Origin of the sequence: Exiguobacterium sp. s138, from assembly GCF_018618775.1 — a bacterium.
GTDB lineage: Bacteria > Bacillota > Bacilli > Exiguobacteriales > Exiguobacteriaceae > Exiguobacterium_A > Exiguobacterium_A artemiae.
In genome coordinates, this window is the sequence record NZ_JACSMW010000004.1 from 86,460 (window position 1) to 111,876 (window position 25,417).

The following is a 25,417-nucleotide window of genomic DNA, read 5'->3' on the forward strand; positions in this document are numbered from 1 at the left end:
CAACTTGTTAAGATGTAACAGATATTCGAAAGGGGTTTATATTTATGGCTTACGAAATGATTGTACTTGATCTTGACGATACATTATTGACGAGCGACCACACGATTTCTCCAAAAACAAAACAATCGTTACTCGATGCACAGCGTCGCGGAAAAAAAGTCGTGCTCGCGAGCGGCCGTCCGACTTACGCGATGATTGATTTGGCAAAAGAGCTCGAACTTGCCCGCTACGGCAGTTATATTCTGAGTTTCAACGGGGCTTCGATCATCGACTGTAAAACAAACGAGTCCCTGTTCTCCAGTACCCTTCTTCCGGAAACCGTACATCGCCTTTACGATTTAAGTAAACGTGAAAATATCGATATCCACACATATGTCGGGCACGAGATTTTTACGGAACGGGCTAACGAATTTTCGACGATTGAAGGCGAACTGACAGGAATGGATGTCATCACGGTTCCGGACTTCAAGGCAGCCATTACAGAACCGGTCGTCAAGTGTTTGATGCTTGCGGAAGAAAATCGTTTGGCGGAAGTCGAGCTGAAACTTCAGCTTGAGTTAGCCGGTGAGCTCGCCGTCGCCCGCTCCAAACCGTTTTTCCTCGAATTTACGGAGGCCGGCGTGACGAAAGGAACAAGTCTCGCGTTGCTGGCTGAACGCCTCGGGATCAAACAGGCAGATGTCATCGCATGCGGAGACGGCAACAATGATTTATCGATGATTGAATGGGCCGGTCTTGGTGTTGCCATGGCAAATGCTGCCGATACCGTCAAAGAAAAAGCCCAGTACATGACTGCCTCTAATGATGAAGACGGCATTGCCCTCGTCATCGAAAAATTCATGATGGACTGAACAAAAAAACCAATCCACTCCATTGTTGTCGGAGTAGATTGGTTTTTTGGGATGTCAGGAGATACACCAGTCGATCGGTGTTCGATTTTGTTGCTGCAACCAGTCGTTCGTTTGCGAGTACGGCCGGCTGCCGAAAAACCCGCGGCTCGCCGAAAGCGGACTCGGATGAACGGATTCGAGAACAAGGTGCCGATTCGTATCAATCAAACTCTTTTTACTTTTCGCATGGTTTCCCCAAAGAATGAATACAATCGGTTGTTCCTGTTGTCCAAGCACTTCGATGACGCGATCCGTAAACGATTCCCAGCCTTTTTTGGCGTGAGAACCCGCTTTTCCTGCTTCGACTGTCAAGGACGTATTCAGTAAAAACACACCTTGGTTCGACCAGGCTTCCAGATTACCCGTCGTCGGTGCCGGACATCCGAGATCGGACATTAATTCCTTGTACATGTTACGTAAGGACGGCGGAATTGCAACCCCGTCATTGACGGAAAAACTCAGTCCATTCGCCTGATTCGGTCCGTGGTACGGATCCTGCCCCAAGATGACGCAACGGACATCCTGCGGTGCCACCGCGTCAAAGGCATGGAAAATCCGATCCTTCGGCGGATAAACCGTCGTTTCCCGGTAAGCAGTCTTGACGAAATCCCAGAGCCGGATAAAGTAGTCTTTTTCTTTCTCTTCTTTTAAAATCTCTTGCCAGGCTGTATGCATCCCGTTCGCTCCTTTTTCAGTCTCAAGCCCCTGTTCGTCCGGCCTGATTCTGCTATGATGGTATATGAGGTGGAATAAAGATGATTCAAACAATTCAGTTGTTCGGGTTGCCTTTTGTCGATGCAACACCGTCGCATTGGTATACCCATATTAAAACGATTTTACACAATAACGAAAAGGCCTTTCTCGTCACCGCTAATCCGGAACTCGTTTTACGGTCTTTGCGTGATCCCGCGTACAAGCATATTTTACAACAAGCGACGTTCATCACGCCTGACGGAATCGGCGTGACGGCAGCCAGTAAACGGATGGGGAAACCGCTCACTACGACATTACCCGGCATCGAGACGGCCCGTGAACTGCTCCGGACTGCCGATGCTTTAAAAAAACGTGTCTTTCTGCTCGGCGGTCGTCCGGAAGTCATGAAGTCGCTGATTCAGCAATTATCGATTCGTTTTCCTGATATCCAGTTCGTCGGAACCTTTCACGGATTCGGCAAGGAAGAAGAAGCCGCAAAAGCAATCCGGTCGGCCGAAGCGGATTTGATTTTGGTCGCTCTCGGGGCACCGAAACAGGAAGAATGGATTGCCTCTGTTTACGATCAGGTCGACCGCGGACTTTTCATCGGTGTCGGTGGTGCCTTTGATGTCTGGTCGGGTCACAGTAAACGGGCGCCCAAATTATTCCGGCAGTTAAAGTTGGAATGGCTGTACCGGATTTCGAGTCATCCGCGCGGACTCGAGAAATTGAAGGATTTACTCCTGTTTGCGTCTCTCGTCTTACGGAAAAAAACGCATCTGTAAACAAAAAATACCCGCTGTCCGGTTGAACGGACAGCGGGTATTTTCGTTTCTTATGCGTTGACTGTTGAGAATGAACGGCCAAGTTCTTTTGCTTTTGCGATTGCTTCTTCTTTAATTTCTTCTGCTTTTTCTGGGTTCATTGCCATACCTTCGATGAACAATGAGTTGTAGTCTGTTACACCAGTGAAAGCAAGTGCTTGACGGAGGTAGTCATCGCCGAAGTTGAGGCCAGAACCAGTGTAGACACCGCCTGTTGCCTGGATGTGGAGCGCTTTTTTGCCTTCCATCAATCCTTTAGGACCTTCTGCCGTGTAAGCAAATGTTTTACCTGCAAGAAGAACGCTGTCGATGTACATTTTAAGACGTGCTGGGAATGAGAAGTTCCACATTGGCGTCACGAATACGTATTCGTCCGCTTCCATGTACTGCTCAAGGTGTTTCGTCATTGTACCGACTTTAGCGATTTCTACTTCTGAAAGCTCTTCGCCTGTAGCGAATTTGCCCCATGCGCTGAGTACGTCTGTATCGATTTCTTGGACATCTTCTTTATATAGATCAAGAACTTGGACTTCAGCGTTCGGGTTAGCTGCTTTGTAGCTTTCGAGGAAAGCTTCACCAGCTTGAAGGCTGAATGAATGTTCTGTTGATTTCGGGTTTACAGTTACATAAAGTAATTTAGTCATTTTTATTTCTCCCTTTTATTTAAAGTAAATTCTGTAAGTAAATATACCAACACCATTTTCTTTTGTCAATTAGTTTGATTTCAAAGAAAGCAACAAAAAAAGCTTAATCAGGATGATTAGGCTTTTTTTGAATGTGTATAATGGTCTGCACGATGACCGATCCGTTTGAGCTGATCGATCAACTGTTCTTTTTCTGGAATCGAAAGGTCACTGAACAAGTCTGTGAGGAACGCTTCGTGCTTCGGGAACGTTTCTTCCATTAATTCTCTTCCCGCCTCCGTCAGTGTTCCGAACGTTACGCGACGATCCGTCGGGCATGATCGTCGGGCCAGGAGACCCCGGTTCTCTAATTTATCCACGACGTACGTGACACTGCCACTCGTTAATAAGATTTTATCGCCGATTTGTTGAAGTGGTGTATCGCCTTTGTGGTACAACAATTCCAGTACACCAAATTCCGATAAATTCAGCTGATGGGTCTTGATGTCTACTTTCACTTGTTCCGCTACTGCATGCATTGTGCGAGATAGAACAACGAGCATTTTTAATGCCAGCTTCGAGTCTGTCGATTCCATTTTACGTTCGCCCCTCTTTATCTTGATTCGAACCAATCATAGACCTCTTTTTTCCATTGGTCAATTCCAGTCCGGATTTTCCACTTTTATGACGGACCTCTCAGTTTTTGCTTGCCGTGAAACGCGTTTCATAGTTTACAGTCTTGATATACACTACAAGGGAGGTCTTCTCATGTCAGTTCAAACATTCTTGTCTCGTCTCGTTCAGAAAAATGTTGCTTACGAATTAGCGATTGAACAGTTGCACACATCGACCGGTTACTATTTGTGTAAGCATACGTTGGTCAATCAATTCCCGGACTTGCCGCCAGCTCATCAGGTCGAACTGCTTCAAAGAATTTCGGAACAACTCGATCGTTCGGCTTGGCTGGAAGGCCCGATCACGAGACAGGACTGGATTAAGATCCATCAACAATTATCCAACAGCTAGGAGGAACCTTTGATGACCAACATTCGTGACTTAGCACGTGAAGCAGAGGTTTCAGTGACGACAGTCTCGCGTGTCCTCAATGATCATCCGTACGTCGCGGAAGATAAACGCCGGGCCGTCCAGGACGCCATCACAAAGCTCGGTTATATCCGTAATCAAACCGCTGTCCAGTTGTCGACCGGTCAAACGAAAACGATCGGTGTCATGCTGCCTTACGTCGATCATCCCTACTACGCTGCCATCCTGCAAGGGATTGCCCAGTGCGCTTTTGAGGAAGGCTATCGTTTTTTGACGTGGCAGACGAACTATATTGCGTCACATGAACAGACGGTTCTTCAAGCCCTCGCCCAACGTGAAGTTGACGGACTGATTGTCGTGTCCCACAGTCTGCCGGTCGATGAGATTTTACGATACGAGCAGTACGGTCCGATTGTGTTTTGTGAGCATCATGAAGATGTCTCTTCCGTCTATATCAATCATTATACCGCGTTTCAAAGCGGGTTAAAGACCCTTCAGTCTTTCGGGCATACTCAGATCGGGATTTGTCTTGGTCGCCCTGACAGCACAAACAGCCGTGCCCGAAAGCAGGCCTATCAGGATACCGTGTCACCGGAAGATACGTCATGGATTTATCAACAGGCGTTGACGATTGAGGACGGAGCCGACATCGCCCGGCAGTGGTCCAATCAATCCTGTCGCCCAAGTGCTTTGTTAACCTCCAGTGACCATGTGGCCGCGGGTATCATTCTCGAGCTTCGCAAACAAGGTTACCGGATTCCGGAAGATTTAGCCGTGATCGGATTCGACGGCAGTGATTTGGCTGTCGTCCTGAATCTGACGACGGTTGCCGTCCCTTATGAGACGATCGGCCGCCAAGCCTTTTCCATCGCGATCAGCGACAATTGGCGCGACCATCCCCAAATCGAAATCCCGACTGCTCTGCTGAGTGGATTAACGGCTGTTAAAGTCAAAGAATAGATGAAAACCCGCTCTTGTCTCGCAAATGCGTCAAGAGCGGGTTTTTTGAATGATTTGCTGTTTTATAGAGAACCTGCCGCAACGTAACGCGATCCCCAGTAGCCGCTCCGGAATGATTCTTTGACGACCTGTCCGTAATAGGAATTGGCATTGATCATCGTCGATCCATCAACCGCAATCCCGACATGCTGAATTCCGCTTCCGTGCGTGAAGAAGACGAGATCTCCGGCAACGGGAGCCGTTCGTTTCGTCGCGCCGTATTGTGCCGCTGCCGTCCGCGGTAACGACTTGCCTAACGCGTTGTAAACATAACGTGTGAAGCCGGAACAGTCGAAACTGACAGGCCCCGTCGCACCGAATACGTACGGACGTCCTTTTAAGCCTTCTGCGACCGATACGACGGCTGCTCCATTTTTAGTTAATCCTGTTGTCGCTTTGGCATTAAATGCTTTTGTATATGTAGCCGCTATGTACGCATTTTTTCCCGCATACCGGAGTTGATACCAATTGTTTGCTGTTTTACCGAGGACCGTTACCGTTTGTCCTAGTTTCAGTTGACCCAGTTTTTGTCCCATCGTCGTCGCTTTGGACCGGACATTCAACACATCGACCGCTACGACAACTTTTTTCGATGTACTGGCTTTCGTTTGTTGTGGAACAGCCGCGAAGCTGCTGATGAGTAATGTTGCCAATACAACGATCCGCACTAAAAATGAACTTTTCATCCGTCTGTCTCCTTTATAAATATGTTTATGCAAAAAACTAAATTATCAGATAATTATTGTTTTTATCCTATCATGCTGATTTCTTCCATCGCGTTACAGTTTATTAACAGGGTTAGTTTCCCGTAACACTTCTGTAACAAATAAAAAAACAGGTCTTGAAACGGCAGTTTAGAGCCGTTTCAAGAAACCTGTTCAAATGATTAAACGTTAAGTCTGCTTAATCCATTGACTTCTTTTTCCGAAAGCGTGCAAAGAATTCGTAGACGATCGGAACAATCAGCAACGTCAAGAGTGTCGAACTCGTTAGCCCACCGATGACCGTTACCCCAAGTCCTTTCGAAATCAAGGCGCCGCCTTCAAGACCGAGTGCCAGTGGTGACAAGGCACCAATCGTCGCGAGAGCTGTCATCAAGATCGGACGAAGTCGTGTTCCTGCCGCGTCCAACAAGGCTTCCCGCGTATCGAGTCCTTCTTTTTCCTTATGAATGACACGGTCGATCAATACAATCGCGTTTGTTACGACGATTCCGATCAGCATCAATGCACCGATCAACGAAGAAACGGAAATCGTTTCGCCTGTAATCAACAGGGCAAGTAACCCGCCGATGATCGCAAACGGAAGCGAGAACAAGATGACAAGTGGTGTCAACGCGCCTCCGAATGTGACGACAAGAACCAGATAGACAATCGCGACGGCTGCTGCCATTGCAAGTCCGAGTTGCGTGAACGATTCCTGAATTTGTTCCGTCACACCGCCTGCTTTATAGGAGACACCTGTCGGAAGATTAATCTTTTTGACCGTTTTATCGATTGCTTGTGAAGCTTCTGTTGCTTTGTCTGTTTTTAATTCTGCTGTGACTGTCGCGACCAGCTTACCGTCCCGCTCACTGAGTGAATCCGGTGTCGTCCCTTTTTTGACCGAGACGAAATCCGACAGTTTCCGGACACCAAGCGGCGTCGTCACATCTGTTTTTTGTAGATCGTTGATGGAATCATATGTCGTCTGTTCGTTCGGAACGATGACATCGAGTTCCTTACCGTCTACTTTTATAGTAGAAAGTGGTTTTTCTTCACCTTGCACATTAGCAATACCTTGAGCCAATTGCGCTGTCGAGATACCGAATTCAGCGGCTTTTTGTTGGTCGACTTCAAATGTGTACTGTGTATACGACTCCTTTAAATCAGTCGTTACTTTACGCACGTATTTCGATTCGCCTTCAATCGCTTTCACGAATTCAGGTGTAATCTTTTGCAGATCCTCAATCGAATTGGCATAAACCGAATACGAGACACCGGAAGAGGCCGCTCCTCCGCTGAAGTCCTGTTCTTTCCATTCGCCGGTCGGAATCTCTTTATTCAATTGTTTGATTGCCTGTTGTTTTACATCTGCAAAATCAGCTGTATCCGGATCATACTGGGCAATGAAAACAGCTTGCTTTGTATTTCCGGGATTCAATGGATTTTCTCCACCGACTGTAAATTGAAGATTATCCACATCACGTTGCTTTTCAAAATATCCTTCTGCCAGGTCGGCAGCCTTCAATGAATCATCTAACGTTTGACCCGGTTTTGGATTATACGTCACGTAAAATGTTTTTTCACTCTCTTGATTCAAGAAGTTGACACCGATGGTCGGAACAAGCGCGAAACTGCCGATCAGCAACAGTACAGCGAGACCAAAGACGACAAATTTATGGTTCAACGACCAATTCAGTACACCACGGTACCAGTTGGCAAGTTTGCCACCGTCTTCTTTTTCCGGTTTTGGTGCCTTCCCGCGTTTAAAGAGTGAATCAGCAAACATCGGAACAACCGTTACAGCTACGATCAATGAGGCAAAGAGTGCAAAGACGACCGTCAAGGCGAACGGAAGGAACAGTTCACCAACAAATCCTGTAACGAATCCGAGCGGCAGGAAGACGGCAATCGTGACGATTGTCGATGAAGCGACCGGAATGAAGACTTCACGTGTTGCCTCAATGATGAGCGCCTTCCCTTTTAATGGTTCAGTCGGATCCGTCAATCGACGGTAAATGTTTTCAATGACGACAATCGAATCATCCACGACTCGACCAATCGCAACTGTCATCGCCCCAAGCGTCATGATGTTGAGTGAGATGTCCAACTGTTTCAAGACCAAAATCGCCATCAGCAGGGATAATGGAATCGAAATGACCGCAATGATTGTTGATTTGAAGTTCCGTAAGAACAAGAGAATGATGACGACCGCGAACAAGGCACCAATCAATGCTTTGCTGATCATCGTCGAGACAGATTCTTCAATCGGCTTCCCTTGGTCAAGCGTGACCGATGCTTTGACGCCGTCGTTCTCTTTCTCAAAGTCTTTAATCGTCTCTTTGACCGCATTGACGACTTCGACGGTATTGGCATCCTGTGATTTCGTTACCTGGACGCCGATTGAACGTTCCCCGTTCGACCGGGAAATCGATTCTTCGATTCCTTTGTCTTCAATCGTCGCCAGTTGTGACAATTTGACGGTCGGAACTTGCGTCGGTGTTGCAGTAGCCGGCGTTTGTCCTGCCGTTGCTGTCGGTGCAGATGATGCAGGTGACTGTCCTTGTCCTGTACCTGATCCTGATGCAGGTGTTGGCGTCTGTCCTTGTCCTGCGTCTGGTGTTGCTTGTGGCGTGTATGGCAAACGGAGATTTTTTAACTCGTTGACCGTTGTGGCCTTTCCATCGAGTACGACTGCCTGTTCTTTATCGCCTAATTCATATAACCCGAGAGCTAAGCGGGAATCATTTGCTTGAATCAGTTGTTTGACGTTCTCTTCCGTCAATCCGTACTGTTGCAGTTTCTTCTCATCAAATCGAATCTCAATTCGACGGATTTCCTGACCGGCGATTTGAACCGTCTGTGCTCCTTCGATTCCTTCAAGTTTCGGTTGGAGTTCGTTTTCGACCAGTTTCGTCAAATCGGATAAGGAACGGTTTTCGTCCGATACAGCAAAGCCGGTGATCGGGAAAGCATCAAATGAAATACGCGAAACTTGAGGTTCCTGTGCGCCTTCCGGTAAATCTACATTAGCTAATGCTTCTTTGACTTTTTGTTCCGCTTCGTCCATGTCTGTACTGAAGCTGTAGTCGATTTGTAGATTTGAAGCATTCTGGAAAGAGGACGAGCGGACGGTTTCGACTCCGCCAAGATTCTCGACCTTACTTTCAAGTTCACGACTGACCTCATCGAGTACTTGTTCTGGTGTTGCACCCGGATAAATCGTCGTCACAGACACAGTTGGTGTCGTTATGTCCGGCAACGTCTCGAGTTTCATCGTCGTTCCGGCATAAATTCCGGCAACTGTGATGATAATCGTCAGTAACCAAAGAGCAAACTTATTATTGACTGAAAATTGAATGATACGCTTCATGGTAAAAATCCGCCTTCTCTCTCTTCTTTTTCAATTCCATCTTGTTACTTCGCTGCTTGATCAATCTTACGTGCTTGTTTTAATAAACGTTCAATCAAGGCTTGCCGTACGTCAGATGCGGGCTGACCAAACTGAAAATGTTCCGACATTTTCAAGCCGTCCAGTGTAAAACGGATCATCATCGCTTCGACAGGATCTGCCTGTTCCATCAAGTGATCAAAAAATTGATGGACCTGCTTTTTTCGTTCTTCCACGAAAGCGGCATTTTCCTTTAACAGGGACAATAAAAATAATACCGTGTCAATATCGAGACAAAACTCTTCATCCCGCTGTGCCTGCAGCATGACGAAAGCTTCCATCGGACCAAACCCTTGTCCGAGATACGTCTGATACTGCTGGAACTGACGCCGTTCCTGTTCTTCGATCACACCCATCAACAATTCTTCTTTTGAAGAAAAATGATACAATAGCCCGCCTTTCGAGACATTCGCCTGTTTCGCCACTTCTTCAAGTGTCAGTTGCGGAAATCCTTGGGTCAGCATGACTTGAACGGTCGCATCCGTAATCCGACGTCGTGTTTCTAACGCTTTTGTACTGACCATAACCTTTCTCCCTTCATTTTACTGTACCGTCTGGACGGTTTCTTTTTTAAATATACGAAGTTCTGTTACGCTTTGCAAGATTAAATCCATGTTTCACGTGAAACGCTTTATTTCACTCGAAGCAACTCTATTTAAAAGCGTCCGCCGTTTCTCTTTTAATCAAGAAGCGGCGGGCGTTTCGGATGATTTTTTAATTTTTTTCGCGAGCGCTCTCCATCAAAGCCTCATACATCGCTTGTGCCAAGTCATGTTCACGCAACACACGGACTCCACGATCCGTCGGGCCACCCGGTGCTGCCACATCCTTGATCAGTTCTTCTGTCGGACGTTCTTCATGCAACAGCAGTTCCGCTGATCCTTTCATCGCCTGGGCGATGATTCTCCGGGCAGAAGACGCATCGAAACCGGCTTTCGTCAACACAGGTGTCATCGCGCCGACGATTTCATAGAAGAATGCGGGACTGCACCCTGCTGCTGCCATCAGATACGGCATCGTCGCCGCATTTGTTTCGACCGTCTCACCCACGCGTTCAAACAATGCCGTCGCCTGTTGTCTTTTCTCGTCCGATACAAGGTCACCAAACCAAAGTCCGATCATCCCTGTCCGAAATGCGACCGGTGTATTCGGCATCGCGCAGACGGCACCACATGAAATATGTGCTTCGATTTCTGCCGGTGTAATGTGCGCGGCGACGGACACGACCAGTTGATCCGTAAAAGTTTGTCGTTTGATGTAGTCGAGCACTCCGTCCGGCTGCATGGCCAGAACGACAACATCAAATTGATTCACCTGTTCCTCAGTCGTCGTCCGGACACCGTACTGCTCCGCCAGAGCAAATAGACGCGATCGGTCCGCTCGATTGGTCATCGTGATCGTTTGAGGAGATATACCGGAATCCAGCCAGCCTTTGACTAACGACTCACTCATCGAACCTGCTCCTACCATTAAAATATTCATTTGATTGCCTCCCAACAAAAAAAGGACCAATTGCTGGTCCTTCGGATTTCCTAGTCATTATACACGAACTGCCAAGTCCTCGACAGCAACGACGCGGAGTCCTTTTTCGTTTAATTTCTTGACGATTTTCTTTTTCGTCTTCTCATCACAATCCGTTGGTAATGTGATCAAGACACGGCGCATGACACTGCTTTTTGCATCCAATGTCATTAGACTCGCAACCGTTGAGTATTTGTTAATGATTTTCGCGATCTTTTCAAGCGCCCCTTTTTGTTCACTGAGGGCAACCGTCAGGACATAACTGCCTGAATCGCGGTTCCACGCTTCTTCGAGCATACCCAGCATTTTTCCGTGGGGTAAAATCCCGAAAAATTGTCCATCATCGTTCAGAACAGCAATGTAAGGCAATTCTTTGATGGAGAAAAAGACTTCAAAGAAGTTACTGCCTGTGTAGATGAACTTCGTCGTGTTTTTGATCAACGTCATAACGTTGTCGTCTAAACTTCCGCCGTTCATTCCGTGACGGTAAATATGCATTTTATAGATGTTTCCTTTGAACAACTGACCGGTTTGATCAAGAACCGGGACACAGCGGTATCCTGTCTCTTCCAGCGTCTGTAACGCTTCTCGCAGGGTAGCCGTCTCTGAAATCTTGACACACTGGTGTTTCGGAATACACAAACTTTGAACGAGCATACAAAACGTCCTCCTCTTTCCTTTACATGATTATACCTGATTTACATGGCGCTCTAACTTAATTTCTTATTCGCTTCCGCTCTTCCTTCTCCTGCTTTTCTTCTATTCCCTTACAAAGGGCAACGGAAAACACAAGTTTCCCCAAGATTAATAAGCGAATCCATCTTATTGTTTCAATTTTTAATTCTTTGTTAAATCAGCAATCCCATTAGTATTAAGATTTATTAAGATTTCGTAAAGACGGGACATAGTTGTATTCTTTTACAATAGCGTCTGATACAATCGAACTCGTGAAGTCACTTCACTATTCTATTCTTGTTCTTAATATGGAGGCAGAAGAAATGTTCAGTAAAAAACAAGATCCATTCGCGGTTAAATTATCTGAGATTGCAGGACACTTGCAACGAACGTCACAATTTTTCGTTGATTTTAAAATTAATGGTATTGCCGATGTCAAAGAATTCGCCCATAAAGTAAAAGATTTTGAAACAGCCGGTGACGATCTGATGCACCAATTGATCATCGATTTGAACAACGCGTTCATCACACCGATCGACCGTGAAGATTTATTAGCACTTGCTAATTCACTTGACGACGTCCTTGACGGTTTTGAAGAATGTTCTGCTATTTTTGAAATTTACAACATCGTCCAAGCAGACGAGCATATGATCCGTTTTGTGGATGAGATCCACATTGCCGTTAATGAGCTCGCTTTATCAATGGATTTGTTAGTCGCACGCAAACTTCAGCCGATGCGCGAACACGTCATCAAAGTAAAAGAACAAGAAACAATCTGTGACAACTTGCGTCGCAAATCAATCAAAGCATTGTTCGCAACAGAAACAGATCCAATCAAAATCATTCAATACAAAGAAATTTATGAGTCGCTCGAGTCAATCGCCGATTACTGCCAAGATGCAGCAAACGTCATTGAAACGATCATCATGAAAAACGCATAAGTGAGGAGCTAACGAGATGGATAGTCTGTTTATCATCACCGCCATAATCGTCATTCTCGCACTTAGCTTCGACTTCATTAACGGTTTCCACGATACAGCGAACTCGATTGCGACTTCGGTGTCGACTCGTGCTTTGAAACCGCGTCACGCCATCATCCTGGCTGCGACGATGAATTTTTTAGGTGCAATCACGTTTACTGGCGTTGCTAAAACAATTTCCAGCGATATCGTCGATCCGTCGACGCTGCAGCACGGAAGTTATGTCGTCATTGCTGCTTTACTCTCTGCTATTGCCTGGAACCTCTTGACGTGGTATTTCGGTATTCCGTCTAGTTCTTCGCATACGTTGATCGGTTCAATCGCCGGTGCAGCCATTGCATCCGTCGGCTTTGGCGGAATTGAAGCTAAAGGGATTTTAAAAATCGTTCAGGCTCTGATCATTTCACCGATTCTTGCCTTTACTCTTGGTTTTATCGTTTACGGTATTTTCAAAGTTGTATTCAAAAAAGGGAATTTGGCGAAGACGAATCGTCGTTTCCGTCATATGCAAATCGCAACAGCTGCGCTTCAATCGTATACACACGGAACGAACGATGCGCAAAAAGCGATGGGTATCATCACGCTTGCCCTCATTTCCTCCGGTTTCCAAACGGATCATGAAGTCGCACTTTGGGTTAAATTATCGTGTGCGATTGCCATGGGTCTCGGAACATCCGTCGGTGGATGGCGGATCATCAAGACGGTTGGTGGACAAATCATGAAAATCCGTCCCGTCAACGGTGTTGCGGCTGACTTGACGTCTGCTGCCATCATCTTTGGTGCGACAGCAATCCACTTACCGGTTTCAACGACACACGTCATCTCTTCTGCCATTCTCGGTGTAGGTACATCACACCGGAAAAAAGGCGTTAAATGGGGAACAGCACAACGAATGTTGATTACATGGGTCATCACATTGCCGATTTCGATGGCAATGGCTGCGCTCATCTATTACATTCTTGATTTCCTATTCATTAAATGATTCATTCCCTCCCCATCTAGTCGGCTAGGTGGGGATTTTCTGTCTTGATTAAGCCCCTGCAGTTGTCGCTTGGACTAGAATTCGCTATGATTGATGGCAAGAAGATATGCTTATTTTATTTAGGAGGAATTCCACATGACAAAACGTAAAGCTTTAACGATTGCCGGCTCTGACACGAGTGGCGGCGCTGGTATTCAAGCTGATTTGAAGACGTTCCAGGAACTTGAAGTCTACGGGATGAACGCATTGACGGTCATCGTTGCTCAAGATCCTGATCATTCTTGGCACCATGCGGTTTATCCAATCGATGCCGAACTCGTCCGGACACAAATCCATACGGTCCTTGGAGGAATTGGTGTAGATGCGATGAAGACGGGTATGCTCCCGACTGTCGAAATCATTGAAGTCGTTGCTGAAAAAATCAAGTCATCTGGTGTCAAAAATGTCGTCATCGATCCGGTCATGGTCTGTAAAGGCGAAGATGAGGTCCTGAATCCGGATACGGCGAACGCTTTACGTGATATCCTGACACCGCTCGCAACAGTCGTGACTCCTAACGTCTTTGAAGCAGGTCAATTATCGGGGCTTGGAAAAACCCCTTCGACAATCGATGAAATGAAGCTCGCAGCTGCCCGGATTCATGAAAAAGGCGCGCAATACGTCCTTGTTAAAGGCGGCAGCAAGATTGACCACCCGCAAGCAGTTGACGTGCTTTATGACGGAAAAGAGTTTATCCTAATTGAGGACGAACGTATTGAGACACCGTATACGCACGGAGCAGGATGCACCTACTCCGCCGCCATCACGGCTGAACTCGCAAAAGGAGCTTCCGTGGAGCAAGCGGTCCGTACAGCGAAATCGTTTATCACTTCTGCGATTCGTCATTCATTCCGGTTGAATGAATATGTCGGCCCGACTGACCACGCTGCTCATCGAACAGTAACGTCTTAATCGTTCAGGAAGTCCGCGCAACGTTCGCGGACTTCTTTCTGTATAGGAAAGGGGATTTATCATGCAAGCACTGGATTTAACAGCTGTACAAGACTATATTGATAAGCATGCCAATACACCACTTTACGTTCACGTCGAAACGACGAACGGTGCGTATGCGACACACCAGGATCCGACATTCCACAGTGCCGGCATGTTTTTCCGCAATGCTGAGATTACGTACGAGCGTGGTCTGATTACCGGAAACGGTCCATACCGGATCGGTCTGAAACTGGCCCACGGTTGGTTGTACGGCGAAGGTTTAACCGATTATGAATTTGCAGGCGATCAATTGTTGATTGCCGGACACGACGTTGAAGGACGCCTTGCGATTGCCTTCGAACTCAGTCCGACTCCATTCGCGCAAGGCGCAGAGGAGGTAGAATAATGGCGTACAACGAACAAGATCATCTTCTCGTCATCTTCCCTCACCCGGATGATGAAGCGTTCAGCTCGGCTGGAACGATTATTGAACATGCAGAGAATCGCGGACCTGTCACGTATGCCTGCCTGACACTCGGTGAAATGGGACGCAATATGGGACGGCCTGTCTTTACGAATCGTGAAGAGCTCGCGACGATCCGCAAACGCGAGCTGATTGCCGCTTCGGAAAAGATGAAGATTTCCGATTTACAAATGTGGGGACTTCGCGACAAGACGGTCGAGTTCGAAGACGAAGCGATGCTCGCTGAGCGGATCGGCGAATTGATTGTGAAAACACAACCGACACGTGTGATTTCGTTTTATCCCGGTTACGCCGTCCATCCGGATCACGAAGCAACAGCCCGTGCCGTCGTCCGGGCACTTCGCGCGATGGACGAAAACGAGCGGCCTGAATTTTTAGCCGTCGCCTTCGCTAACAATACGCGTGACGAACTCGGTGAAGGAACGTTTGTCCATGATGTCAGCGCTTATACCGATCAAAAAATCGCTGCCCTTCAGGCACATGCTTCCCAAACCGGCGGCTTAATGAAAGTCATCTCAGAAGACTCGAACATCCGTGATCTGCTCGTCAAAGAGCGGTATTATCATTATCCGTTATGATTCCTTCACCCTTGAGCGCACTGTCGTTCAAGGGTGCTTTTTTTGTCTCGTGAAATCCTTCATTGTCAGTCGACTTTTCAGCCGCCTTCTGCTAGTGTGAATAGTTGAGACTGTGTCTCCGGAGTTCGTAACCTCCTCCGTCACAAAAACTAGGAATGGAAGTGTATCCAATGAAAAATGAACGTGCTCTTGTCGTCTTCAGTGGCGGTCAAGATTCGACGACCTGCCTGTTTCAGGCACTCGCCGACTATTCAGAAGTTGAAGTCGTTACCTTCAACTACGGACAACGTCATGCCGCAGAACTCGATGTCGCTCGCGAAATCACATATGAACTCGGTGTGAAGCATCACGAACTCGATCTCTCACTCCTCAGTCAATTGACAAGCAACTCTCTGACTGACCACTCACAATCGATCACGACAAACGAAGACGGACTTCCTTCTACCTTTGTAGACGGCCGAAATCATCTGTTCCTGTCCTTCGCAGCCGTCCTCGCGAAAGGACGCGGTATCCGCCATATCATTACCGGCGTATGCGAAACGGACTTTTCCGGTTATCCCGATTGCCGTGATTCCTTCATCAAGTCACTGAATGTGACACTTAACCTCGCGATGGACTATCCATTCGTGATTCATACTCCGCTTATGTGGCTCGATAAAAAAGAGACATGGGCACTGGCTGATTCGCTCGGCGCGTTTGATTTTGTCCGCAAGCGGACATTGACGTGCTACAACGGCATCATCGGAGACGGCTGCGGCGATTGCCCGGCTTGTGAATTACGGAAAAAAGGCTTAGATGCCTACATCGAGGAGGTCCAACACACATGAAATTCAATTATGAAGCACCCGAAACTGTCGAGCGCCCGACCGGTGACTCGCTTATTTATACAAAATCCCGTGTCATGATCGTTAAAAAATTGACGTTTGACGCAGCGCATCACCTGTATGACTATGACGGCAAATGCCGTGCTCTGCACGGGCATACGTATCACGTCGATCTCGGCATCAGCGGATTCCTGGATCATCGCGGCATGACACTCGACTTTGGTGATTTGAAGAAAATTTTCAAAGAGCATCTCGAACCGTTGCTTGACCACCGGTACTTGAACGAGTCTCTTCCCTACATGAATACAACGGCTGAAAACATGTCGGCCTGGATTTTTGAGACACTCGGCAAACACCTGCCGGACGAACGGGGTCTCCGTGTCGAGTTCGTCAAACTGTATGAAACACCGACGGCATTTGCAGAAGTCCGCCGGGAATGGATGCTTGAGTCATGAGTCAACTGAAGAAAACACCGAAGATTCCTGTACTTGAAATCTTCGGTCCGACCTTCCAAGGCGAAGGACGTTCCATCGGTCAAAAAACGATGTTCGTCCGGACCGGCGGCTGCGATTATTCCTGCGCCTGGTGTGACTCGGCATTTACTTGGGACGGATCGGAGAAGCCGGATTTACTGACAGCAGATGAAATCCTGGTACAACTCGATGCCCTCGGCTCATACGGACATGTCACGATTTCCGGTGGTAATCCATTGTTGCACGCCTCGATCGGAACCCTCGTCGATGCGCTGAAGAGCCGCGGCATCACGATGTCGGTCGAAACACAAGGTTCTTACTGGCAGAACTGGGTTCTTGATATTGAAGACGTCACGATCAGTCCGAAACCACCGTCGAGTGGTATGACGGTTGATTACGACCGTCTTGATGTCTTTTTCAAACGGTTGCCGGAGCAGCAACGGGCTGTGAAGATCGTCATCTTTGATGAGGCCGATCTTGATTTTGCGGCTGCCATCTCTGACCGGTATGCCTTAAAAACGCTTTACCTGTCACTCGGTAATCCGGATCCTGCGGAAGAAGGTACGATTGCTCCGCGGATGTTATCTGATTTAAAAACTTTATGGGAACGCATTGCAGCTGACGAACGATTTAATCACGCACGTGTCCTTCCACAACTACATGCCCTCGTTTTCGCAAACGACCGCGGCGTTTAAGGAGATTAATTATGCGTCCAGAAGATTTAAACGATTTGTCCTTACTTGGTCAAAAGTCTGTCCCTTATATTTTTGAATATCAGCCGGAAGTGCTTGAAGCCTTCCCGAACCGTCACCCGGAAAATGATTACTTTGTTAAATTCAATGCCCCTGAATTTACAAGTCTTTGCCCGATTACGAATCAACCGGACTTTGCGACGATCTATATCTCGTATATCCCGGATGAAAAATTAGTCGAATCCAAATCATTAAAACTCTACCTGTTCAGTTTCCGCAATCACGGTGACTTCCATGAAAACTGTATCAATGTCATCGGGAAAGATCTCGTCAAACTGATGGAACCCCGTTACCTTGAAGTATGGGGAAAATTCACGCCACGCGGCGGAATTTCGATCGACCCGTACTACAATTACGGTAAACCGGGAACGAAATATGAACAGATGGCCGAACACCGTCTCTTCAATCATGATTTATATCCAGAAACAATCGATAACCGGTAATACCAAAAATCCTCTTCCACCTGTCGGTGAAAGAGGATTTTTCCGTTGTTAACTGGATGGTAAATCAATGATTTTTTGATGTTCTTCTTGTTGAAAAATCATTTGCGCCGGCCAAATGTCACGCAGTAAATGTTCGTACGGAACACCCAGAACCTTTGCCAGCCGTTCAACCATCGAAAAGGAAGGATGAGCCAGGCTTCGTTCAATCCGATTCATCATTTCCGGTGTCGTTTCCGTCAGTTCAGCAAGCTGTTCCAGCTCCATGCCTTGCCGGTTCCGTAACGTTCGAATTCGTTCCCCATAGTTTGTCAGAGGACTGATCGATTCACTCATGATTTCGTCTCCTTTTTCCAAGCACCTGACGCTCCGCTTTCATTCCTGTTAACTTATTCCCGATTTTCATTTTTCAACACCCTTCTATTCATAATATTCATTATCTAAAATATAATTTCAAAAAAATAATAAAAAAGAACTAGCTTTTTAAAAAGTTATCGCTTACAATTCTAGGTGCAAGCGGTTGCATTAATCGCTTACATTTTTTGCACTAATTACACAGATAACAGATACATAGAGGAGTGAGACCACATGAAAAACAAGATTTCATTTGATTTCTGGCAAAAGCTAGGAAAAGCGTTAATGGTAGTCATCGCAGTCATGCCAGCTGCCGGAATCATGATCTCGATCGGGAAGTTGATTGGGATGTACGGTGGTGACATCGTATTTATGCAAACGGTTGCAAGAATCGTTGAAGATTTAGGTTGGGCCATCATTACTAATCTCCACGTCCTGTTCGCCGTTGCGATCGGTGGATCGTGGGCAAAAGAACGGGCCGGCGGCGCATTCGCCGCATTGCTTGCGTTTATTTTGGTCAACCGCGTTACAGGTGCCATCTTCGGTGTCAATTCGGCGATGCTGGCAGATCCAAAAGCAACTGTCACATCTTTACTTGGTTCTGATTTAATCGTGAAAGATTATTTCACTTCTGTCCTTGGTGCTCCGGCACTCAACATGGGCGTATTCGTCGGAATTATTTCCGGTTTCCTCGGAGCCGTACTCTTCAATAAATTTTATAACTTCAGCAAGCTGCCTGATGCACTTGCGTTCTTCAACGGTAAACGATTTGTGCCATTCGTCGTCATCGGTGGATCCGTCGTTGCCGCGTTCGTTTTATCACTCGTTTGGCCGTTCGTTCAAGGATTACTCAATGACTTCGGACGCTGGATCGCGACGTCACGCGATACGGCACCGATCCTTGCTCCGTTTGTCTACGGAACACTGGAACGTCTGCTCTTACCGTTTGGTCTTCACCACATGCTGACGGTTCCGATGAACTACACGGAGCTCGGAGGAACGTATAAGATTTTAACAGGTGCGGCCCAAGGTTCGACCGTCGCAGGTCAAGACCCGTTATGGCTCGCTTGGATTACCGATCTCGTCAACTTAAAACAAGCAGGTAATACCCAAGGATACAACGATTTAATCAACAGTGTCGTCCCGGCACGTTTCAAAGAAGGACAAGTTGTCACTTCTCTTGCTTCTTTAATCGGTGTCGCGGTTGCCATGTACATGTCGGTTGACGAAGACAAAAAGAAAGCGTACAAACCGGTCTTCTTATCTGCTGGTCTTGCCGTCTTCTTAACAGGAGTCACAGAGCCGATCGAATTCATGTTCATGTTCATCGCACCTGTACTTTACGTCATCTATGCCGTCTTAACAGGTGTCGCCTTTGCTTTGGCTGACGTCATGCATCTTCGGATTCATGCGTTCGGCGCCATTGAATTGCTGACACGGATTCCGCTGATTGCCAAAGCAGGACTGATTGGTGATTTAATCCGCTTCATCGGTGTCTGTGTCTTCTTCTTCTTCTTGAACTTCTTTACATTCCGTTTCGTCATTAAAAAGTTCAACTATGCGACACCAGGCCGTAACGGAAACTACTTGGATGATGTCGTCGTTTCGGACAATGCTCAAGCTTCGAATGAAGCGGCTGCAACAACCGATCAATCACAGGCATCACGGATTATTGGATTACTCGGCGGTCAATCGAACATCGAGGAAGTCGATGCCTGCATGACACGGTTACGTGTCACGGTCAAAGATCCAAGCCTCGTTGCCCCGGAATCGGATTGGAAATCCAACGGTGCACTCGGATTAATCCTAAAAAATAATGGCGTGCAAGCCATTTACGGTCCTAAAGCAGATGTCTTAAAATCAGATATCCAAGATCGAATCGGCGCATAAACCAGATGATTTAGGGTAAATAAGAAAAGGTGAAGCTCTTGTTGAGTTTCACCTTTCTTTATTGAAAAACAGGAGGATCAACCCATGCGATTACTCACATTAAACTGCCACTCTTGGCAAGAAACTGATCAACTCGAGAAACTTGATCAAATCGTTACGCAAATCATTCAACAGGATTATGATGTCATCGCCTTACAGGAAGTCAGTCAACTGATGGACACGCCTGTTCTGTATAACAACATCCGTGAAGATAATTTTGTCTATCTGATTCAACAAGCCTTGGCTAAACAAGGTTTCGATTATTCGTTTGTCTGGGACTTCTCGCATATCGGATATGATGCGTATGAAGAAGGTCTTGCCCTCTTGACGAAACATCCTATTTTAAAGTCGGACAGTTATTACATCAGCCGCAGTCAGGATACGATGGACTGGAAGTCCCGCAAAATCGTCCGGGCGACGATTGACCTCGACGGGACACCAATCACCTTTAATTCCTGCCATCTCGGCTGGTGGGAAGATGCGGATGAGCCGTTCAGCGAACAGTTCAACAATCTGATTGCCCGCATGGATCCTTTGGAATGGACGATGTTCATGGGAGACTTCAACAATGATGCATTGGAACGTGAGACCGGTTATGACTATATGATGCAACGCGGCCTTCATGATGTCTTTTTGCTGGCGCAGGAAACCGTCGGCATCGAGACGGTCGAAGGAAAAATCGATGGTTGGGAAGAAAATCAAAAAGGATTACGTCTCGACTTGGTCTTATCGAATCGAAAAATTGATGTCGATCGTGTCGGAGTCGTCTTTGACGGTGTTTTCGCACCGGTCGTTTCGGACCACTTCGGAGTCGAAGTCGATATCTCGATTCAAAAAGAACCCATTTAACGGTTGACAACGCTTTCTTTTCTTTTTATGATGAGAACAACAAGTCAATAGTGCGGATTGTGACAGTACGGCTGGCAAGACCGATTCAGCATCTCGTTCGTGGAGATGCTGTTCGGTCTTGCCTTTTTTTGTGCCTTGTTTGCCGCACGCCTTTCCTAAAGGAGGAACTCAAGATGGATTACAAACAAACTGCAGCCCGTGTCCTTGAACTCGTCGGAGGTCGGGAAAACATCATTACCGCCGCCCATTGCGCGACACGCCTTCGTCTTGTCTTACACGATGAATCGAAAGTCGATCAAGCGGCACTCGAAGATTTAGACGGTGTCAGCGGTGCATTTTCAAGTTCCGGTCAATACCAAATCATCTTCGGAACAGGCACAGTCAACAAAGTCTTCGCTGAATTCGCCCCGCTTGCCGGTGTGAAACTGGACGGTGAAGAACCGCTTGATGTCAAAAAAGCCGCTTCGCAAAAATTAAATCCTTTTGCCCGTCTCGCCCGCTCGTTATCCAACGTCTTCGTACCGTTGATTCCGGCCATCGTCGCTGCCGGTCTGTTAATGGGACTGCTCGGCATGATTAAAGCCTTCGGTTGGGTCAGTGGTGACTCGGCCATCGTTCAGTTGCTCGATATGTTCTCGTCCTCTGCCTTCATCATCTTACCGATTCTGATTGGTTTCTCGGCGGCCCGTGAATTCGGAGCGAATCCGTATCTCGGTGCCGTCATCGGCGGCATCATGACCCATCCGTCGTTGTTGAATCCGTGGACACTCGGAAACAGCGAACCGGAAGTGATGCATTTCCTCGGCATGAACATTGAATTGATCGGCTATCAAGGAACAGTTTTCCCGGTCCTTCTGACAGTTTGGGTCATGGCTAAAATCGAACAGCAGGTCCGTAAACGGACACCGGAAACACTCGATCTTCTCGTCACACCGTTCGTAACGATCCTCGTAACGGGATTCCTCGCCCTGATCGTCATCGGCCCGATCGGAACGTTGCTCGGAAAAGGGATCTCGTTTGTTCTCGTCTTCTTCTATGAGCAATTCTCGGTCGTCGCCGGCCTTCTGTTCGGCGGTCTGTACTCGACAATCGTCATTACAGGGATGCACCACAGTTTCCATGCGATTGAAGCAGGACTCCTTGCCGACAAGAGTATCGGCAAAAACTTCCTGCTCCCGATCTGGTCGATGGCGAACGTCGCTCAAGGCGGAGCTGGCCTTGCGGTTTACTTCATGACGAAAAACGTTAAACTCAAAGCACTCGCTCTTCCGTCCGCTTTTTCGGCGTTTCTCGGAATCACGGAACCGGTCATCTACGGGGTCAACCTCCGACTCGGTAAACCGTTTATCGGTGGCGCAATCGGCGGTGCAATCGGCGGTGGATACGTCGTCTTGACGCAAGTCGCAGCGAATGCTTACGGATTGACGGGTATCCCGATGATCGCCATCGTCGCACCGCTTGGCGCTTCGAATTTAATCAACTACCTCGTTGGTTTTGCGATTGCTGTCGCAACAGCCTTCGTTTCTACCGTCATCTTGATGCGTCTCGATGCACGCAAACAAAAACAGACGGATTTGGCTGCTTAATTAAAAAATGCGACCCCTTGAGAATCCTCTTCGGGTCGCATTTGTCAGTTTTCCTAGATTGCCGATAACCCGTATAATAGAAGTAGAAAGGAGGTAGTCAGACTGATCATTCATAAAGTACTCAATAACAACGCGATCGTCACAAAAGAACAAGGTCAGGAACGGATCATCATGGGACCGGGCATTGCTTTCGGCAAGAAAAAGAAGGATCCCGTTGATCCGACGAAAATCGAAAAAATGTTCATCCCGTCTTTTGAGAATGCTGAACAGTTCAAGGAAATCCTGACGACGACACCACTCGATATCATCGATTTGTCGGAACAGATCATTTCTTATGCCGAAGGCGAACTGAAAACACCTTTTCATGACTACATTCATGTCAGTCTGACCGATCACCTCGCCCACGCCGTCCGGCTGGCCCGGGAACAACTGGTCGTCCACAACCGGTTGGCGGAAGAAATCCGATTGCTGTATACTGCCGAATATCAGATCGGCGAATGGGCCGTCGCCCATATCGAACAAAAGTTAGCTGTTTCCTTACCAAAAGAAGAGGCTGCGAATATCGCCCTTCACCTGTACAATGCGCGGCAACGGCATCCCAACATGGCAACCGCCCTCCAAACGGCGACGTTACTAAACGAGTTGCGGGAACAAATCGAAGCCTTTTTCGGTCAGACGATCGAAACGACGTCGATGACCTATTACCGGTTCTTCACCCATATGAAACTCGTTTTAGCCCGGATCGAACAAGGGCAAACGTTGCATGATATGGATAATGTCATCTTGTCTGCCGTCAAAACGCGGTATACGGACGCTTTCCGCTGTGCGGAAAATATGGCTGCTTGGTTGGAACAGGAACTGCAGACGACTGTGCCGCAATCCGAAGTCGGCTATATGGCCCTTCATGTAGAACGGATCCGGCCAGATTTTGAAAGGAGTAAATCACATGAAAATTTATAGTCTTGGTGAAGCACTGATTGATTTAATTCCACTCGATGCCGATAATGTAACATTCCAAAAAAATCCGGGTGGTGCTCCGGCCAATGTCGCCGTCGGATTAGCACGGCTCGGTGCCGACAGTTATTTCCTCGGTTCCGTCGGTGATGATTCGATGGGACACTTTTTGAAAGATACACTCCACCATTACGGGGTGAAGACGGATCATCTCGTCTTTGATCCAGAGCATAAAACCGGTCTTGTCCTTGTCACGAATGCCGCCGACGGTGAACGGTCGTTTGAATTCATCAACAGTTACCGGGCGGATATGAGTTTTCATGAAAAAGACATTCCAGATTCCCTTGCAGAAGCGGATCTTTTGCACATCGGATCGATTTCCTTGATTTCCGGAGATGCGGTCGAAGCAACACGGCGGGCGATTGAAGTCGCAAAGTCGAATAATGTGCCCATCTCTTACGATCCAAACTTACGTGAATCGTTATGGTCGGACTTGGACGCCGCCCGTTCCACGATTCGTTCCGTCTTACCGGATGCTCAAATCGTGAAATTGGCGGAGGAGGAACTGACCTTTTTAACGGGACAGACGAATCTGGATGAAGGGGCTGCCGAGCTGCTCGCAGAATATCCGATCCGTTTGCTCGCTGTAACACGTGGCGCAGAAGGTTCTCTGCTTTATACCGACCGCTCGATGGCTGAAATCCAGGCGATTTCGGTGGATGCAATCGATACGACGGGAGCAGGCGACGCCTTCATGTCCGGTCTCCTGCATCAATGCGCGATCCGCTCGTTTTCGTTTGACTGGGATGAAACAGAATTACAGGATATCGGTCGATTTGCCGCGATTTCCGGCGGATTGGCTGCCTCGGTGAAAGGCGCGATGGCCGCCTTACCGACGCTTGACGAGGTCTCCCGAAGATTAACATAACCGTGACACAAGCAGAGGAAACACGATATTTCACACAACATCAAGCCCGCTCCCCTGTCCGGTCAGACAGAAGAGCGGGCTTTTGTTATTGTCCAGATACAAATTTCTGAATTACCTTCAACGTTTCATCCTGTTGTGCTTTTGACGTCAACGGACTGTTGTTGTCTCCTTTTTGTTTTCCATACATCCCGAAGTTTGCATGGTTCCCCTCTTTTATCAGATGAAAGACCGCATCGGAGCGGACATCCTGTTTGCTGTCCTCAATATCCTTGACCGGTAACACCCCATCCCGTCCACCGTAAACGGTTAGCGATGGGGTATTGATGGCATCAATCGGATAAGAAGCCAAAAAAATCATGCCTTTGATTTTCGGACTGTCTTCCAAAATCGTTGTGGCTGCGCTTCCGCCTAACGAATGTCCGATCAAATACCAACGTTTGATTTTCGGATGATCTTCGATGATCGATAATCCTTTTTTAGAGTCAAGCAGCGCAATATTAAAAGGTAATTTCGGAAGCGCTACGTAATATCCTTCTTTCGCTAATTGATGACCAAGATAACTGTACGCGGCAGGATCCACTTTTGCACCTTGATAAAAAATGAACCCTGTTTCACTTGTGTCATCTCCGAATTGATAGCCTTGACCGACCGGTTCACCAAGGTATTGCTGCGCTTCTTTTGTCGGTATGTAATCAAACTGAGCCCAAATCATGAATGCCGCTACTAAGATACCAACTATGATCAGCAAACTGACGCTGATGCGTTTTAACCATTTTTTCATGTTCATCCCTCCTCTTTTAGGATACCCATTATAATGTGCTAAATCACATATGAAAACATTGTTTAGAATTTTCAGTTAATGTAAGCATATCTATCTCTTTTTCAATATTTGGTTTAAGATGAAAAAAGCA

General features: G+C 47.3%; 28 protein-coding genes. 18 read left to right on the forward strand and 10 right to left on the reverse strand.

Translation table 11 applies throughout. The annotated features are described in order from the left end of the window. Window positions 1-44: 44 nt before the first annotated feature. Complete coding sequence (locus KNP91_RS10555; RefSeq protein WP_012371750.1) at window positions 45-851, forward strand: Cof-type HAD-IIB family hydrolase; 807 nt, start codon at window positions 45-47, stop codon at window positions 849-851. Window positions 852-905: 54 nt separating this feature from the next. Here the strand turns inward: KNP91_RS10555 and KNP91_RS10560 are convergent, their stop codons facing one another. Continuing rightward, window positions 906-1,565 (reverse strand): uracil-DNA glycosylase, encoded by a 660-nt coding sequence (locus KNP91_RS10560; protein WP_012371751.1) that lies wholly within the window; start codon window positions 1,563-1,565, stop codon window positions 906-908. A gap of 80 nt (window positions 1,566-1,645) precedes the next feature. Between KNP91_RS10560 and KNP91_RS10565 the strand changes: the two genes are divergently transcribed. Continuing rightward, entirely contained in the window at window positions 1,646-2,368 is a 723-nt protein-coding gene (locus KNP91_RS10565; protein ID WP_214767631.1) for a WecB/TagA/CpsF family glycosyltransferase, read from the forward strand. 50 nt (window positions 2,369-2,418) lie between these two features. Here KNP91_RS10565 and KNP91_RS10570 read toward each other — a convergent pair whose 3' ends face one another. Continuing rightward, window positions 2,419-3,051, reverse strand: coding sequence for an NAD(P)H-dependent oxidoreductase (locus tag KNP91_RS10570; RefSeq protein WP_012371753.1), 633 nt, complete (start codon window positions 3,049-3,051; stop codon window positions 2,419-2,421). Between the two features lie 116 nt (window positions 3,052-3,167). Then, window positions 3,168-3,626: a MarR family winged helix-turn-helix transcriptional regulator gene (locus KNP91_RS10575; RefSeq protein WP_012371754.1), complete on the reverse strand. Its 459-nt coding sequence runs from the start codon at window positions 3,624-3,626 to the stop codon at window positions 3,168-3,170. A 172-nt stretch (window positions 3,627-3,798) separates the two neighbouring features. On the opposite strand from KNP91_RS10575, the gene KNP91_RS10580 reads away from it, so the two are divergent. Then, a complete protein-coding gene (locus KNP91_RS10580) occupies window positions 3,799-4,056 on the forward strand; it encodes a hypothetical protein (RefSeq protein WP_214850042.1) in 258 nt (85 codons plus the stop codon). 12 nt (window positions 4,057-4,068) lie between these two features. Then, window positions 4,069-5,034: a LacI family DNA-binding transcriptional regulator gene (locus tag KNP91_RS10585; protein ID WP_214850045.1), complete on the forward strand. Its 966-nt coding sequence runs from the start codon at window positions 4,069-4,071 to the stop codon at window positions 5,032-5,034. A 62-nt stretch (window positions 5,035-5,096) separates the two neighbouring features. Here the strand turns inward: KNP91_RS10585 and KNP91_RS10590 are convergent, their stop codons facing one another. The 5 genes from KNP91_RS10590 to cbpA form a co-directional block, all read right to left on the reverse strand. After that, the gene (locus KNP91_RS10590) at window positions 5,097-5,759 is read right to left on the reverse strand and encodes a C40 family peptidase (protein ID WP_214767629.1); all 663 of its coding nucleotides are present in this window, start codon (window positions 5,757-5,759) and stop codon (window positions 5,097-5,099) included. 217 nt (window positions 5,760-5,976) lie between these two features. Continuing rightward, window positions 5,977-9,147 (reverse strand): efflux RND transporter permease subunit, encoded by a 3,171-nt coding sequence (locus tag KNP91_RS10595; protein ID WP_214850048.1) that lies wholly within the window; start codon window positions 9,145-9,147, stop codon window positions 5,977-5,979. 44 nt (window positions 9,148-9,191) lie between these two features. Continuing rightward, window positions 9,192-9,749 (reverse strand): TetR/AcrR family transcriptional regulator, encoded by a 558-nt coding sequence (locus KNP91_RS10600; RefSeq protein WP_012371759.1) that lies wholly within the window; start codon window positions 9,747-9,749, stop codon window positions 9,192-9,194. 190 nt (window positions 9,750-9,939) lie between these two features. Beyond that, on the reverse strand, window positions 9,940-10,707 hold the full coding sequence (locus tag KNP91_RS10605; RefSeq protein ID WP_214850050.1) for a pyrroline-5-carboxylate reductase family protein: 768 nt from the start codon (window positions 10,705-10,707) through the stop codon (window positions 9,940-9,942). A 57-nt stretch (window positions 10,708-10,764) separates the two neighbouring features. Beyond that, on the reverse strand, window positions 10,765-11,403 hold the full coding sequence (gene cbpA, locus KNP91_RS10610; protein WP_012371761.1) for a cyclic di-AMP binding protein CbpA: 639 nt from the start codon (window positions 11,401-11,403) through the stop codon (window positions 10,765-10,767). A 341-nt stretch (window positions 11,404-11,744) separates the two neighbouring features. Between cbpA and KNP91_RS10615 the strand changes: the two genes are divergently transcribed. The 9 genes from KNP91_RS10615 to queF all read left to right on the forward strand — a co-directional run bounded on the left by KNP91_RS10615 (window position 11,745) and on the right by queF (window position 17,909). Continuing rightward, complete coding sequence (locus KNP91_RS10615) at window positions 11,745-12,362, forward strand: DUF47 domain-containing protein (RefSeq protein WP_012371762.1); 618 nt, start codon at window positions 11,745-11,747, stop codon at window positions 12,360-12,362. Window positions 12,363-12,378: 16 nt separating this feature from the next. Continuing rightward, complete coding sequence (locus tag KNP91_RS10620) at window positions 12,379-13,383, forward strand: inorganic phosphate transporter (RefSeq protein ID WP_214767625.1); 1,005 nt, start codon at window positions 12,379-12,381, stop codon at window positions 13,381-13,383. A 135-nt stretch (window positions 13,384-13,518) separates the two neighbouring features. Next, window positions 13,519-14,334, forward strand: a complete 816-nt coding sequence (locus KNP91_RS10625; RefSeq protein ID WP_012371764.1) for a bifunctional hydroxymethylpyrimidine kinase/phosphomethylpyrimidine kinase — start codon at window positions 13,519-13,521, stop codon at window positions 14,332-14,334. Window positions 14,335-14,395: 61 nt separating this feature from the next. After that, on the forward strand, window positions 14,396-14,761 hold the full coding sequence (locus tag KNP91_RS10630; RefSeq protein WP_012371765.1) for a YojF family protein: 366 nt from the start codon (window positions 14,396-14,398) through the stop codon (window positions 14,759-14,761). Next, a complete protein-coding gene (gene bshB2 / locus KNP91_RS10635) occupies window positions 14,761-15,417 on the forward strand; it encodes a bacillithiol biosynthesis deacetylase BshB2 (RefSeq protein ID WP_214767602.1) in 657 nt (218 codons plus the stop codon). Before KNP91_RS10630 ends, bshB2 begins: the two co-directional genes overlap by 1 nt. Window positions 15,418-15,587: 170 nt before the next feature. Further along, on the forward strand, window positions 15,588-16,244 hold the full coding sequence (gene queC / locus KNP91_RS10640) for a 7-cyano-7-deazaguanine synthase QueC (protein WP_214850052.1): 657 nt from the start codon (window positions 15,588-15,590) through the stop codon (window positions 16,242-16,244). Then, window positions 16,241-16,696 (forward strand): 6-carboxytetrahydropterin synthase QueD, encoded by a 456-nt coding sequence (gene queD / locus KNP91_RS10645; protein WP_012371768.1) that lies wholly within the window; start codon window positions 16,241-16,243, stop codon window positions 16,694-16,696. The genes queC and queD overlap by 4 nt, the downstream gene beginning before the upstream one ends. Continuing rightward, window positions 16,693-17,409: a 7-carboxy-7-deazaguanine synthase QueE gene (queE, locus tag KNP91_RS10650; RefSeq protein WP_214850054.1), complete on the forward strand. Its 717-nt coding sequence runs from the start codon at window positions 16,693-16,695 to the stop codon at window positions 17,407-17,409. Before queD ends, queE begins: the two co-directional genes overlap by 4 nt. Before the next feature lie 11 nt (window positions 17,410-17,420). Then, on the forward strand, window positions 17,421-17,909 hold the full coding sequence (queF, locus tag KNP91_RS10655) for a preQ(1) synthase (RefSeq protein WP_012371770.1): 489 nt from the start codon (window positions 17,421-17,423) through the stop codon (window positions 17,907-17,909). Window positions 17,910-17,957: 48 nt separating this feature from the next. Here queF and KNP91_RS10660 read toward each other — a convergent pair whose 3' ends face one another. Beyond that, window positions 17,958-18,242, reverse strand: coding sequence for a helix-turn-helix domain-containing protein (locus KNP91_RS10660; RefSeq protein ID WP_214850056.1), 285 nt, complete (start codon window positions 18,240-18,242; stop codon window positions 17,958-17,960). 252 nt (window positions 18,243-18,494) lie between these two features. On the opposite strand from KNP91_RS10660, the gene KNP91_RS10665 reads away from it, so the two are divergent. From KNP91_RS10665 to KNP91_RS10685, 5 genes are all read left to right on the forward strand, one after another. Further along, window positions 18,495-20,150: a PTS transporter subunit IIBC gene (locus tag KNP91_RS10665; protein ID WP_214767593.1), complete on the forward strand. Its 1,656-nt coding sequence runs from the start codon at window positions 18,495-18,497 to the stop codon at window positions 20,148-20,150. A gap of 84 nt (window positions 20,151-20,234) precedes the next feature. After that, complete coding sequence (locus KNP91_RS10670) at window positions 20,235-21,038, forward strand: endonuclease/exonuclease/phosphatase family protein (protein WP_012371773.1); 804 nt, start codon at window positions 20,235-20,237, stop codon at window positions 21,036-21,038. A gap of 173 nt (window positions 21,039-21,211) precedes the next feature. Then, window positions 21,212-22,624 carry a sucrose-specific PTS transporter subunit IIBC gene (locus KNP91_RS10675; RefSeq protein WP_214767586.1) on the forward strand — a complete coding sequence of 471 codons (1,413 nt, stop codon included), beginning with the start codon at window positions 21,212-21,214 and terminating at the stop codon, window positions 22,622-22,624. Window positions 22,625-22,732: 108 nt separating this feature from the next. Next, a complete protein-coding gene (locus KNP91_RS10680) occupies window positions 22,733-23,584 on the forward strand; it encodes a PRD domain-containing protein (RefSeq protein ID WP_353048727.1) in 852 nt (283 codons plus the stop codon). Then, a complete protein-coding gene (locus tag KNP91_RS10685) occupies window positions 23,571-24,506 on the forward strand; it encodes a carbohydrate kinase family protein (protein ID WP_012371776.1) in 936 nt (311 codons plus the stop codon). The genes KNP91_RS10680 and KNP91_RS10685 overlap by 14 nt, the downstream gene beginning before the upstream one ends. A gap of 85 nt (window positions 24,507-24,591) precedes the next feature. Here the strand turns inward: KNP91_RS10685 and KNP91_RS10690 are convergent, their stop codons facing one another. After that, on the reverse strand, window positions 24,592-25,287 hold the full coding sequence (locus tag KNP91_RS10690) for an alpha/beta hydrolase (RefSeq protein WP_214850059.1): 696 nt from the start codon (window positions 25,285-25,287) through the stop codon (window positions 24,592-24,594). Window positions 25,288-25,417 lie beyond the last annotated feature (130 nt).